Genomic DNA, 13,171 nt, shown 5'->3' with positions numbered 1-13,171 from the left:
GTTAGTTACAAAGATGAAACGTTTGTTGTGCTATTTCAAGTTCTTCATTTGTCGGAATTACTAATATTTTTGTTCTTGAATCTTTTGTATTAATTTCTCTGAGCTCTTTAGAGCGAATATCATTTTCAGTTTCGTTTAAATTAATACCTAGATAATCCATATCTCTACAAATCAATGCTCTTAATGTATTTGAATTTTCACCAATACCCGCGGTGAAAACAATAGCATCTAATCCGTTTAAAACGGCCGTAAAGGCACCAATATATTTTTTAATTCGATAGGCATTCATCTCTAATGCCAATAAGCATTCTTGATTACCATTACTAGCTTGTTCTTCAATTTCTCTTAAATCGCTATAACCAGTTAAGCCTAACATACCACTTTCCTTCGTAAGCATGGTGTCGACTTTATCTAAGTCATAGCCTAAATTATTTACCAGATAAAAAATAAGAGAATGGTCAATGTCACCACTTCTAGATCCCATTATTAAACCATTTGAAGGAGCAAATCCAAGACTATGATCTATACTTTTACCATCTTTTACAGCTGTAATGCTACAGCCATTACCTAAGTGAATTGTAATTATTTTAGACGCTGATTTTGGTAAATACGCGAAAGCTTTTTCTGTGACATATTTATGACTTGTCCCATGAAAACCGTAAAGTTGAATATTGTTATTATCGTAAAATTTATTTGGAATGGCATACTTTTTCGCCTTCATCGGTATTGTTTGATGAAATGCGGTATCAAAAATAGCAATCTGTTTTGCATTTGGGAAAATTTCTTCAGTAAGAATTATACCTTCTAAGTTATGAGGATTATGTAAAGGAGCTAATGGAATTAAAGTTTTTATTATACTTTTTACTTCAGGCGTAATCATTGTAATATCTGAAAATGCATTACCACCATGTACCACTCTGTGCCCAATTGCATCAATTTCATTTGTGTCTTTTATAACCCCTTTTTCGTCATCCAATAAGAAATCTGCAATTTTTTGCAAACCAACTTTATGTGTCTCTATTTTATCAACACTATTTATAGTATGATTTTCAGTTTTATATTGAAAAATGGCATCAACTTCTCCAACACGTTCTACAATACCTTGACAAAGTACTTTTTCAGATGGCATTTCAATCAATTGAAATTTTATTGATGAACTACCCGCATTGATGATTAATATTTTCATGTATCTATATTTTTTCTATTCAACAAAGATTATTAACAACCTCTAATTTTAAAACCCTTGTGCTTGTATTGCTGTTATTATTACAGTATTGTATATATCGTCTACGGTACATCCTCTACTTAAATCATTTACAGGCTTATTTAAACCTTGTAAAACAGGGCCAATAGCCAAGGCTTTGGTTTCTCTTTGAACTGCTTTATAAGTGTTATTACCCGTATTTAAGTCAGGAAAAATAAATACGGTGGCTTGTCCTGCTACTTCAGAATTAGGTAATTTACTTTTTGCCACATTCATGTCTACGGCTGCATCATATTGAATTGGCCCTTCAATTTTAAGATTAGGACTCATTTCTTTTACTAACTCTGTTGCTTTACGCACACGATCTACATCTTCTCCAACACCCGAACTACCAGAAGAGTAGGATAACATTGCTATTTTTGGCTCAATACCAAAAGCTAAACTCGTTTCTGCTGAAGAAATTGCAATTGCTGCTAGTTGTTCTGCAGTTGGGTTGGGGTTAATTGCACAATCGCCATAAACGGTAACTCTGTCTTCTAAACACATAAAAAACACAGATGAAACAACAGAAACACCTGGTTTTGTTTTAATAAATTGTAATGCCGGTCTTATAGTGTGCTGTGTAGTGTGTGCCGCACCAGAAACCATTCCGTCTGCATCACCTTTATAAACCATCATACTGCCATAATAAGATACATCAGCCATTAAATCTTTGGCCATGGCTAGATTAACGTTCTTATGTTTTCGAAGTTCGTATAAAGTTTGAGAATAATCTTCAAAGTGTTCAGATTCTTCTGGATTTATAATATTTATTTTATTTAAATCTAATGAGATATCTAATTGCATTAATTTATTTTCAATATCTACTTTGTCTCCTAATAATGTTATGTTTACAGCATCTGTATCCATCAATTTTTTAGTCGCTAAAAGTACACGATCATCTGTGCCTTCAGGTAAAACAATATGTTTTTTATTAGATAAAGCTCTTTTTAGCATGTTATATTGAAACATTCTAGGAGTAATACCATTGGCTTCAAAGGTGATTAACCTTTCGGCCAACGCATCTACCGGTATATGTTTTTCAAATACTTGAATAGATGCTGTTATTTTATTTACGTTTTCTGCATACATTTTAGGCTGTATGGCTCCAATTCTATTGGTAATTGAATAGGTTCCACCTTGAACAGATATTACTGGAATTACTTCAGAAAGACCCTCAATAAGTTGATTGATAGGTTCTTCGGGTAATAATCCTCCTGTTAATATTACGCCAGAAATAGGAGGGTAGTTTGCCGATATGTTCGCTTGTAATGCTCCTAATATTATATCAGCTCTATCTCCAGGTGTTATCACCAGGCTATTTTCTTTTAAATGAGTGAGGTAATTTCTCAATTGCATTGCACCAACGCTAAAGGCTCCGGCTTCATTATTTATGTATTCTTCACCAAATAAGACCTTACCATTAAGTTCTTCAACAATTTCTTTAACAGTGGGATTTGCCAAAGATTTATTTAACGGAATAACACCTGAAAGTATTTTTTCTGGTAAGTTTTTTTGCAGTTCATTTTTAATCAATTGAACATTTTCTGGTTGTACCTTATTAGCAATTACCATTAAGACTTCTACACCTTTATCTTTAAAGGAATCATAGGCCATATAAAGATTTCCTATTAAATCATCTAAGGATTTTCCTACACCGGTGGAAATTAAAATTGTAGGAATTCCCAAATTTTTGGCAACTAAAACATTGATATCCCATTCTATTATAGCACCCTCACCAGAAAAGTCTGTACCCTCAACCAATATAAAGTCAAAACGATCTTCAATAGCTTTATACTTCTCAATTATTTTGGTAATGATTTCATCATCCTTGTTTTGATTATTTTTATGAATGATCTCACTTCTAGTAAATGCAAAGGCCTCTTCATAATTCATTTGTATATCAAAATAACTAAGTATGGTATCAATGTGATTATCCTTCTTTCCACTTTTATAATCATCAATTATTGGCCTAAAATAGCCAACTTTAGCAGTTTTGCCTAATAGCATTTGCATTAAACCAATAGAAATAATTGACTTACCACTTTTGGCTTCAGTAGTGGCAATATATACAGCTTTGTTCATTGTATTCTCGTGAAAAATTATACCTGCAAATTTACTAAAATAACTAGTTAAAGATATGATACTTGTCAGGTTTTCTTAATATTTTACCACTGTTTTTGAGTTGTACTTAAACCTTGATGTAGCCATCTAACTCCTGACGCTCCATCACTTCCATAATTGTCATCGTTAAGATCATTTACATTTGAATTAGACCAATAGTATTTTCCCGGTTGTCTTTTAAAACTTAGATAAGAGTTTTCAGACTTGTAAAGTCCCATATAACCATTATCTGTAGTTGGGTTATTATTGTTTTTAATTACAAAACAGAATATTTTTGAAGTTGTAGATGAATGAATTGGTAACGTATTACCAACATCTGTAAAACCAGAATAATTAGAGGTACTAGATTGCTTTACTTGCGTGTTAGTAATATTATTGCCTTTTACTTCATACTTAAATGCAAATATATAACTATGGTTAGGCATAGCCGTTTCTTGATTTATGTTTGCCATTGTCCATCCATTAAATGGGCCCAATTGAATCTCGCTAGTATAATCAAATTCAGAATCTGTTGAACCGTGCACAGCAACACTATTTAAATTGTTGTATAACGTATTGTATTCATTTTCTGTTACAAATACCCATTCATTATCTGCCGCGGCTATATAGGCAGCTTTTGAATCTGATAAAAAAAACGCTAAGTCATCAGTATTGTTAAGCGTAATCGTTGCCTTAATGGTTTTCGTTAAACTTTTGCTCTTAATTTCTATAGAAGCGGTAATTGTTTGATTTGTTTCATAATCAAAGGTGGTTGCATTAGCGACACTTAATATGCCATTAGTATTATGTATCGCTAAACTACCATTTGGAGATTGACTCTTTATGGTAAAAGATAATTTGCCTTCGTTACTAGTGGCTTCAATTTTTCCAATTTCAGTATTTATCAATTGATTTTCATCAATAGTTTGAAAAAAATCACTGGCAATAATTTCAGGATTAATATCATCTGAGGCACATGAAAATGCAATTATTGATACAAAAGTAACGACTAATTTATTTATTTTTTTCATTAATTCTCTAATTGATAGATTAGTGAAAATAAAACGGTTTAGGGTAGTTGTTATTGTGTTTTTAAATGAGTTGAGAAACTAAATAAATGGTTGAACTATTAAGATTAAAAAATAATTGTAGGAATATTTAAAACTTGAAATTTATTTTTTCAAAAGGAAGATGAATGGTAATGGTCAGTAAAACAGCACGTTAATTCAATTACAAACGACTACATTCGACTACAAACGAAAGTAATTACTTAACAACCGAATATAATTTGGTATTGATTATATGTTTGCAGTGTCGAAATCAAAATATAGTATTTGACAAATTATTTAAAAAGCCCTAGAACGAGTCCGGGGATATATCTTAACTGTTTAACCATTAAATTAAATATTATGAACGCACTTAGAAACAAAGTACAGTTGATCGGAAACTTAGGAGACAATCCTGAAATCATTACCTTAGAATCAGGTAAGAAATTAGCGAAATTTTCAATAGCTACAAATGAAAGCTATAAAAATGCAAGTGGAGAGAAAGTAACAGATACCCAATGGCATAATGTAATTGCCTGGAATAAAACTGCAGAGATCATTGAAAAATACTTAGCAAAAGGTAATGAAGTTGCTGTAGAAGGTAAATTAACAACCAGAAGTTATGATGATAAAGATGGAAATAAAAAATACATCACGGAGGTTGTAATTAATGAACTTTTGATGTTGGGTAAAAATAAAAGTGCCTAATTAAAAAGTTTCAGAATTTAAAAAATAAAGAAAAAGAGTCAAGACAAAAGGTTGTCTTGACTCTTTTTTATTTAGGTCTATTACGCGTTCTTGAAAAAACTAATAGATGAACCAATCCAAGTATCTTCAGTCAAATGAGAAACGTTAATTAGCTCACCTTTACTCATTCGGGTTAAATTGATAACAGGTTTTAACTTGTTAGCTGCTTCGTCCCAAATATAAAGAATACGTAATTCTACCTTAGAATTTTTTTCCGAATTTGTTTTCACTAAAGAAGCGTAATTCACTTTTTGTTGTAGTATATAATTCTCTTTATCCTTAATGTCATTGATAGTTTCTTGTGATGGGTAAAGATTTATGCCTTTACCAGCAAATGAAAAGAGGGGTTTAAGTACATATTTATTGAGATCTAAATCAACAGGATAGTCATTTAAATAATAAGATTTTGGAATGTATTTATGTTTTAATAAAGGCATTATACATTTAGAAATCATGAAAAACCAATCGGGATGTGTAACCCATTCTACGTCAAGATCATCATTTAAATTTATGTTGGTTTTTAAGTCTTTTATTTGCAATAATTCATCTAAAATCACACGATTATATATGCGATGAATAGGTGTTTTTACTCCATCTTTTATATAAAATAACTTTTTACCTTCTTTAATAATTTGAGTCATACACACCACTTCAATACCCAAGGCTTGTTTCGTTGCCCAAAAATCTATTCTAGTTTTTTGTTTTTCAGGATAAAGTTCCATTAAAATTACATTCTCAGGTTTCTCATCACCTAAAATTACTTTTCTAACTTCTTCTATATATTTTTTATCATTTAGCTTACTGAAAAAATAATGAAAATCTCCTTTTGGAAAATTCTTGTAGTGTTTTAAAACAGCCTTACCTAAAAAGGGTTGGTAAAAAAATAGGGTAGGGAAGGCTTGTAATTCTATTAATTGGGGTACAATATTGCCATTTCCGTCATCACAAAGTCCAAAATCTATAGCTAGAAAATGAGGTTTACCCATGGGACTAGGAGATTGTAATGATTTTGGTATAAATTTTTGTCGAATTTCATCAAAATTAATTTCCCATAACTGTTCAATAATGGAATCACAAGCATCAAAAATCTTATTTTCGAGTGATGCATCTATAAAAACAGGAGTTTCAGAAATACGGAAAGCACATTCTTCACTAAAAGTATCTTTTACATCTTGTTGTAAGTTATCATAGTATTCATCTTTAAAATTTTCATTAAAAGCATTACGAATTTTTGGTATCATACAGATGCTAATTTTGATTGTTTAATTTTTTCAGCTGCCATTTCTAAAAAACGAGGAATAATAATGCTGTTGGTTCTTAAAATCTTATCATCATCGTTTAGTTGATCTATCATACTTAAGTATTTCTTTTTACCATATTTTTTGATCACTAAAGCCCGTTTTTCTTCTTGTTGAAAATAACGTGTCATTCCTTCAGCATCAGCTTCTGGATGAAACTGTGTTCCAAAAATTTCTTTGGTAAATCGGATAGCCATTACTGCTCTTTCTAAAGGTACATCTGGTCTTATTTTTTCTCGACAAAGAATATTTCCTTCTAAGCTATTGAGTTTCCATTCTTTAGGCATAACGACTTGATAGTCTCTCGAGTCAACCGCATAGAAAGGATCTTCTAAACCTTCAAAAAGAGGTTCATTAAATCCATTTTCTGTTTTATGGATAGGTAGTATTCCAAAAGAAGTAGATCTTCGTTTAGTTACTTTAGCAATATCCCAATGTAAACATGCCAATTGAAAAGAGTGGCAGATTAAAAAGAGATGTTTCTTTTGATGCTTGAATAAATTTTGACTTAATATAGAATCAATTAAATTAAAATAATCTGTTTCCCACTGTGAGCCTGTTAATTTTGGAGAACCAGGACCACCTGATGATATGTAAATATCATATTTATCTACTTTCGGAATTTCACCTTTAACTCTCACCTCAAAAACATCATAATTACCTTTGATACCTTCTTGAGCCAAAAACTGACCTACCAACATTTTTATACAACGCATACCTTCATTTGGCACACCTTCATTCATATCTAAAATTGCAATTTTATAAGTACTCCGCATTCTTCTTCTTCTTTAAATTTAAAAACAGTCCGTAAATTCTTTGATTGTTTTCGATTCGATTAAAAACTAAGTTCTAATACGCATTAGATTGAAACTTTATTGCATTTGCTAAAATTTTTGCTTTCAAATAAGTCTTAAAATACGTTGAACTGTTTGTTGCATGCAAAATTACACTTCTATAATCCTTTTGCCGTTTGTTCTACAATATATTTAACAACTTCTTTTAAATCGCCCGTTTCTTCAAAGACTTTTAGCTGTCTATCAGCACCCGAACCTTGTTCTAGCATTTGATAAACATAATTTACCTCTGTCCGGCATCCAAGATCATCAACCACATCATCAATAAATTCTAGTAATTCTTGTATTAATATAGCAAATGGTACTTCTTCTTCTTTACCAAAATCAATAAGTTTAGCTTCTATACCCCAACGGGCTGCACGCCATTTGTTTTCATTAATTAAAATACGTCTGTATGATCTAAAACTTTGATTTTTTGAATGAAGTTTACTCAGCTTTGCTATAATACATTGCATAATAGCAGCAATACAGGTTACTTCATCAACAGTCATCATCATATCACAAACCCTAAATTCTACTGTAGGGTAGAAAGGATGTAAACGAATATCCCACCAAATTTTCTTGCCATTATCTATACAATGTGTTTTAACTAAAATATCTACAAATTTATCATACTCAGCAACACTAGAAAAATAAGGAGGAATACCTGTTCTTGGAAATTTATCAAATATCTTAGAGCGAAACGATTTAAAACCTGTTTCTCTGGCTTCCCAAAATGGGGAATTGGTAGATAATGCATATAAATGCGGTAAAAAATAACGAGCCACATTCATAATATGTAAACCCTCTTCACGATTAGGAATACCTACATGAACATGCATACCAAAAATTAGGTTGGAACGAGCCACATCTTTCATTTCGGCAATCAATTCATCATAACGAGGATTGTTCGTAATCAATTGTTCACTCCAATTTGAGATGGGATGCGTACCTGCCGCTGCTACTTTCAGTCCTTCTTTTGCTGCTAAATCAATTACTTGTTGACGTAAATAAGAAACCTCGTCTCTAGCTTCTTGAATGTTTTCACAAACATTTGTACCCATTTCCACCACAGATTGGTGCATTTCTTCTTTAATACGTTCCTTTAATAGAACTTTTCCACCTTCTAAAATTTTAGACATATGGGAGCGTAATTTTAAAGTATCGCCATCTAGAATTTGAAATTCTTCTTCTATTCCAAGGGTGAATTTATGCATATCTGTGGTTATGGATTAATTATTAATTAATTTCTATTTTTTCTTAGGCGTAGTTTTAGGTTTTGTCACTGTTTTTTTTACTGCTGCTTTTGGTTTAGTGACCGCTTTAGGTTTTACTACAGTTGTTTTTTTAACTGCTACTTTTGGCTTCACAGTAACTTTTGGTTTAGTGACTGCTTTAGGTTTGGCTACTGTTTTTTTAGCTGCTGCTTTTGGTTTTACCGCAACTTTTGGTTTTGCATCCACTTTTGGAGCTGGCTTCACAACTTTTTTAGGTGTAGTTTTTTTTGCTGAAACCTTTTTTACTTTTTTTGCTGCTGCAGTTACTTCTTTTTTAATTACAGATTTTTTAATCTGATTTGCTGTTTTTAATTTAGATTTTTTAACCTTTGGTTTTAATGATGTAATGGCGTTCGTTAAAAAAGTACCCCAAGAAGTATTATTTTGTTTTCCTTTATGTGCAAGTGCTTTTTCAACGGCTAATTGAGCAGAATGTTCAACAATCCAATCAAAATTAGTTTGTCCCACAGAATTAATATCTGCATCTGGTGCAGGATTGCAAAAATCTATGGCATAAGGAACTCCATTTCTAATGGCGAACTCAACAGTATTAAAGTCGTAACCTAAAGCTTCATTTAACTTAATGGTATAATCATGAATAGTTTTCATTAACTTCTTATGTTCTTCACCTTTAGTTTTAGGTTCAGTAACATAACGCAAATGAGGTTCGTTTCTAGGTTCATATGGCATAATATGAACATGTTTTTGTCCTAAACAATACACGCGATAGTAATCTTCAAATACAATTTCTTCTTGAAGCATCATTACTAACTGTTCCGTTTCAGCATGCTTTTCGAATAAATCATCTGCATTTTCAACACGATAAACACTTTTCCATCCACCGCCAGAATGAGGTTTCATATAAGCTGGGAAACCAATATAATTAAAAATATAATCCCAATCTAAAGGAGCCTTTAAATTTCTAAAAGACTTGTCAGTAGTATCATCAGGCCTAGCATTAGAGGGTAATAAAATAGTCTTTGGAACTGGTACTCCAATTTGAAGCGACAAACAATTATTGAAGAATTTTTCATCAGCACTCCACCAAAAAGGATTGTTTATTACTGCTGTACCCATTAATGATGCATTTTTTAAATAGGCACGGTAAAAAGGAACTTCTTGCGATATTCTATCAATGATGACATCATATCCATAATCTATACCTTGTTGAACTTTATCGATAATAACTGCTTCAGCAACTACTTTACCTTTTCCTAATTCATTAACTCTATCAATGAATGCCCATGGAAAAGTATCTTCCATTCCGAATAATATCCCAACTTTTTTTGCCATAATATTTTATTTTTTTGATTTTATAATTTAATTAATTTTTAGCCATAATTTACCTGTATTTCAAATGTAAATTCTAATTAAAAATAGTGTTTGTAATCTAATTTATTTATTGTAAATCTATCTAAGATTGGGGGAAATATTTTTCTACATATTCCGGAAAAACCATTTTCCACAAAGGCCAATCATGTTCAATCCATTTTTTTTCATCATACCAATAAGGTATTCCTTTTGACTCTAAAACACTTGCCATATTTTCGTTTTTAGGTTTACAGCTATCCCAATCAGATGTACTCAATACAATTTGCATGTGGTTGTATTTCCATGATTCTTCATCTACCATAAATTCATTAGGACAGTTGTAATAAATTCTCATGTCGTCTGAATTTGGTGTAAAATTTCTAATATTAAACACACCAGATAACGAAAATAAATGAGAAACTAAATCAGGAAATCGAAATGCTGTGTTTGCCGCATGATAGCCTCCAAAACTACAACCAGCAACTGCTATTCTATGGGTATTACATTCATTTTGTATATAAGGAATCATTTCATTTTTAAGAAACTGCATGTATAACTCATAATTATGTATTATAACATCGGTAGGTAAATCATCTGCATAAAAGCTTAACATATCTAGTGTTTCAATATTATAAAGCTTTATTCTGCCTTCTTCAACAAATCGCATTACGGATTCGTTTAAGCCAAAATCATTATTTTGCGTATACTTTCCTCCAGAGGATGGAAACATCAAAATGGGATGTCCCCAATGCCCTGTCACTTCAAGATTAATATTTCTATTTAATGTATTTGAATAATATTGAGTATGTTGTACTTGAGCCATAGGTTGGTTTAGTCTTTGTTTGTTAAATATAAATAAAAATGTTAAACAATGTCAATTTAGTATCTAAATAATTTATTTTGAGATTCTTTATCATTTAATTTTTAATTAATCGTTAATATTGCACACTTTAAAATGAATAATGGGTTTTAATATAGATTACATAAGTTTGAATGGGAGTTTTTTTTCTAAGAATCTCGACAGAAATGTTAAGTTCCGTTTGATGGCACCTGGTAATTACAGGAGCTCAGAAGGACGTTTTCCTGTTTTATTGATGAATGACGGACAAGACTTTAGAGCGATGGGTTTAGAGAAAACAATTTCTGAATCTTATTTAAATAAAAATAGTAAACCATTTGTTTATGTTGGTGTCGAGGCAAATGAAAATAGAATTCACGAATACGGTACAGCATCATCAGGTGATTTTAAGGGAAGAGGAAAAAAGGCTGGAAATTATTCTAAATTTATTATTGAGGAGTTCATACCTTTTTTAAAGGGAGAGTTTAAGGTTTCTTATGAGCCTAAAGATTGGGTTTTGGCAGGAATGTCTTTAGGTGGGCTTACCGCTTTTGATATTGTTTATAATAATGCACATTCTTTTAGTAAGGTAGGTGTTTTTAGTGGTTCATTTTGGTGGCGTAAAAAGGCATATGTAAAGCATGATTATGCGGATAGAAGCCGAATTATTTTAGATGTTATAAAAAATGGTTCTTATCATCCTCATCTTAAATTTTGGTTGCAAGTAGGAACTTTAGATGAAAATGCAGATAGAAATAATAATGGAATAATTGATGCTATAGATGATACCAAAGATGTTATTAAGGAATTGTCCTTAAAAGGATATTCTGAACCGCATGCTATTCGCTATGTAGAAGTTGAGAATGGAAAACATAATTTAACAACATGGGGTAAGATGTTTCCTGATTTTATAAAGTGGGCCTTTAAATATAATAGCTAGTAGGTTAAATAGGATAGAAGTACATTCATAAAGACAAAATAAAAAAGCCCAAAACTTTATTAAGTTTTGGGCTTTTAAAATGATATTGAATTGTAATTATTTAATAGTTACTGGAATTGTCAATTTTACTTTTTCCCAAGCAAACAATATAGAATCATCCATTACACCAAAAAACAATTGTTCTTGGTTTTCATCACCAAATTCAGGAGTAATATCTATACGTAAAGCATCTTTACTTTCATCGTATTTACTTGAACCCCAAGAATCATTTACGGTGTTAAAAATTACTGTCCAATTTCCACTTTTATTAGGAATAATAAAAAAACCATACTTACCGGCAGCTAATTCTTCACCACCAATGGTAACATCTTTATCAAAAGAAACAGTAGTATTTTCATTAGCACCAGCTCTCCAAACTTTACCATATTTTTCTAAACCACCCCAAATTGTTCTTCCTTTTACACTTGGAGCACCATAATCAACAGCAACACTTACACCATCAATTTTACCTTCAGCTTGTTGTCTTGGACTTTTTTGAGCACAACTCAATGTGGTTATTAATGTAAAGACTAATAAAATTTTTAAATTCTTCATTTTTTTAATAAATTTATTTGATTAAACGTTTATTTAGACCACTCTGCAATTGATGCTTTGTTCATTTTTATATAGTCAGCATTTCCTGCTTTTTCAGCTACTTCCAACGATTTTTTTGCTGATTCAATAGCTCCTTTTTTATCACCTAAAGCTGCTTGGATCAATGATTTTTCTCTTGTCATCCAAAAGGCATTTTTATTCATCTCCGTTGCTTTATTAGACCATACTAAAGCTTGTTTTAAGTCTTTACCTGAACTTCTATAGTAACTAGCAGCTCCATGATAATCATTAGCACTTGGACCACTCATTACATCTTGAATACTTTTTGCAGCAATAGCATCGGTTGGTACAGTAAATTTTACACCAACATATGTTTTTTCCCACATGATACCCAAAACTCCAGAATTATCAGTTAAATCATCAAAAGTGATTGTAAATGACTGAATATCCATTGGAATTTCTTGAGTTTTTACAGAAGTTTTTAAAGCTACTTTGCTGTTGTCTAATGTCTGTGGAGCTCCACTACCTGCGTATTCTGTATAGAAATAAACATCCCAAGCTGTTGCAGCTGGCTTAGTGAAAATGGCATAAGTTCCTTTTTTAAGGGTATCACCATCAATAATTACATCATCACTAAAAGTGATTTTTGTTCTTGCGTTAGCACCTGTTCTCCATATTTTGTCAAAAGGAACAAGGTCACCAAAAATTGTTCTTCCTCGCATAGCAGGTCTAGAATACTCTAGTGCAACATCTGTTAAACCAACAGTTTGTGTTAATGTAGAACCTGGACTAGGAGCAGGTGTTTTTATCTGAGCCGTGATACTTAAAGTACCCAAACATAGAAATAAGATTAAAAGTTTTTTGTACATCATAATTGTTATTTAGATTTATTTAAGTTAATTAGTTGCTAAAGATACTAAATCCTAACATTGGCAATTTTC

Annotated in this window: 12 protein-coding genes; 2 read left to right on the top strand and 10 right to left on the bottom strand. The window is 31.5% G+C overall.

The genetic code is table 11. The features are described from left to right. Position 1: 1 nt before the first annotated feature. The 3 genes from FF125_RS12255 to FF125_RS12245 all read right to left on the bottom strand — a co-directional run bounded on the left by FF125_RS12255 (position 2) and on the right by FF125_RS12245 (position 4,377). On the bottom strand, positions 2 to 1,186 hold the full coding sequence (locus tag FF125_RS12255) for an acetate/propionate family kinase (RefSeq protein ID WP_138950035.1): 1,185 nt from the start codon (positions 1,184 to 1,186) through the stop codon (positions 2 to 4). A gap of 48 nt (positions 1,187 to 1,234) precedes the next feature. Beyond that, positions 1,235 to 3,328 carry a phosphate acetyltransferase gene (gene pta, locus FF125_RS12250; RefSeq protein WP_138950034.1) on the bottom strand — a complete coding sequence of 698 codons (2,094 nt, stop codon included), beginning with the start codon at positions 3,326 to 3,328 and terminating at the stop codon, positions 1,235 to 1,237. An 83-nt stretch (positions 3,329 to 3,411) separates the two neighbouring features. Beyond that, positions 3,412 to 4,377, bottom strand: coding sequence for a cadherin repeat domain-containing protein (locus FF125_RS12245; RefSeq protein ID WP_138950033.1), 966 nt, complete (start codon positions 4,375 to 4,377; stop codon positions 3,412 to 3,414). A gap of 378 nt (positions 4,378 to 4,755) precedes the next feature. Between FF125_RS12245 and FF125_RS12240 the strand changes: the two genes are divergently transcribed. After that, the gene (locus FF125_RS12240; protein WP_117882621.1) at positions 4,756 to 5,100 is read left to right on the top strand and encodes a single-stranded DNA-binding protein; all 345 of its coding nucleotides are present in this window, start codon (positions 4,756 to 4,758) and stop codon (positions 5,098 to 5,100) included. Between the two features lie 80 nt (positions 5,101 to 5,180). Here the strand turns inward: FF125_RS12240 and FF125_RS12235 are convergent, their stop codons facing one another. The 5 genes from FF125_RS12235 to FF125_RS12215 form a co-directional block, all read right to left on the bottom strand. Continuing rightward, positions 5,181 to 6,380, bottom strand: a complete 1,200-nt coding sequence (locus FF125_RS12235; RefSeq protein WP_138950032.1) for a hypothetical protein — start codon at positions 6,378 to 6,380, stop codon at positions 5,181 to 5,183. Continuing rightward, the gene (locus FF125_RS12230; RefSeq protein ID WP_138950031.1) at positions 6,377 to 7,213 is read right to left on the bottom strand and encodes a type 1 glutamine amidotransferase; all 837 of its coding nucleotides are present in this window, start codon (positions 7,211 to 7,213) and stop codon (positions 6,377 to 6,379) included. The genes FF125_RS12235 and FF125_RS12230 overlap by 4 nt, the downstream gene beginning before the upstream one ends. A gap of 176 nt (positions 7,214 to 7,389) precedes the next feature. Further along, positions 7,390 to 8,487, bottom strand: a complete 1,098-nt coding sequence (locus FF125_RS12225) for a carboxylate-amine ligase (RefSeq protein ID WP_138950030.1) — start codon at positions 8,485 to 8,487, stop codon at positions 7,390 to 7,392. Positions 8,488 to 8,520: 33 nt separating this feature from the next. Beyond that, complete coding sequence (locus tag FF125_RS12220) at positions 8,521 to 9,840, bottom strand: ATP-grasp domain-containing protein (protein WP_394344097.1); 1,320 nt, start codon at positions 9,838 to 9,840, stop codon at positions 8,521 to 8,523. A gap of 121 nt (positions 9,841 to 9,961) precedes the next feature. Beyond that, complete coding sequence (locus FF125_RS12215) at positions 9,962 to 10,681, bottom strand: alpha/beta hydrolase-fold protein (RefSeq protein WP_138950029.1); 720 nt, start codon at positions 10,679 to 10,681, stop codon at positions 9,962 to 9,964. Positions 10,682 to 10,820: 139 nt separating this feature from the next. Between FF125_RS12215 and FF125_RS12210 the strand changes: the two genes are divergently transcribed. Next, on the top strand, positions 10,821 to 11,636 hold the full coding sequence (locus tag FF125_RS12210; protein WP_138950028.1) for an alpha/beta hydrolase: 816 nt from the start codon (positions 10,821 to 10,823) through the stop codon (positions 11,634 to 11,636). A gap of 96 nt (positions 11,637 to 11,732) precedes the next feature. Here the strand turns inward: FF125_RS12210 and FF125_RS12205 are convergent, their stop codons facing one another. Further along, positions 11,733 to 12,230, bottom strand: a complete 498-nt coding sequence (locus FF125_RS12205) for a DUF2911 domain-containing protein (RefSeq protein WP_138950027.1) — start codon at positions 12,228 to 12,230, stop codon at positions 11,733 to 11,735. Between the two features lie 29 nt (positions 12,231 to 12,259). After that, on the bottom strand, positions 12,260 to 13,102 hold the full coding sequence (locus tag FF125_RS12200) for a DUF2911 domain-containing protein (protein ID WP_317129627.1): 843 nt from the start codon (positions 13,100 to 13,102) through the stop codon (positions 12,260 to 12,262). Between the last annotated feature and the right edge of the window lie 69 nt (positions 13,103 to 13,171).

The sequence above is a fragment of the Aureibaculum algae genome (genome assembly GCF_006065315.1).
In the GTDB taxonomy this organism is placed as follows: Bacteria; Bacteroidota; Bacteroidia; order Flavobacteriales; family Flavobacteriaceae; genus Aureibaculum; species Aureibaculum algae.
Note: the sequence above shows the minus strand (reverse complement) of the source record. Positions and strands in the feature narration are given on the sequence as shown.